A 630-nucleotide genomic window follows, 5' to 3' on the forward strand; every position below is an offset into this window, starting at 1 on the left:
ACGGGGTCTTTCCGTCCTGTCGCGGGTAACCTGCATCTTCACAGGTACTATGATTTCACCGAGTCTCTCGTTGAGACAGTGCCCAAATCGTTACGCCTTTCGTGCGGGTCGGAACTTACCCGACAAGGAATTTCGCTACCTTAGGACCGTTATAGTTACGGCCGCCGTTTACTGGGGCTTCGATTCGTAGCTTCGCAGAAGCTAACCACTCCTCTTAACCTTCCAGCACCGGGCAGGCGTCAGCCCCTATACATCACCTTACGGTTTAGCAGAGACCTGTGTTTTTGATAAACAGTCGCTTGGGCCTATTCACTGCGGCTCTTCTGGGCGTGAACCCTAAAGAGCACCCCTTCTCCCGAAGTTACGGGGTCATTTTGCCGAGTTCCTTAACGAGAGTTCGCTCGCTCACCTTAGAATTCTCATCTTGACTACCTGTGTCGGTTTGCGGTACGGGCACCTGTTATCTATCTAGAGGCTTTTCTCGGCAGTGTGAAATCAACGACTCGAGGAAACAATTTCCTCTCCCCATCACAGCTCAGCCTTACGAGTGCCGGATTTGCCTAACACTCAGCCTTACTGCTTGGACGTGCACTCCAACAGCACGCTTCGCCTATCCTACTGCGTCCCCCC

1 rRNA gene is annotated in these 630 nt (G+C 52.9%); it reads right to left on the minus strand.

Going from position 1 to position 630, the window contains the following annotated elements:
* Nucleotides 1-630 (minus strand): 23S ribosomal RNA (locus tag HMPREF3264_RS12165); the annotation flags it as partial.

The sequence above is a fragment of the Staphylococcus sp. HMSC62A08 genome, from assembly GCF_001839105.1.
Taxonomy (GTDB): domain Bacteria; phylum Bacillota; class Bacilli; order Staphylococcales; family Staphylococcaceae; genus Staphylococcus; species Staphylococcus caprae.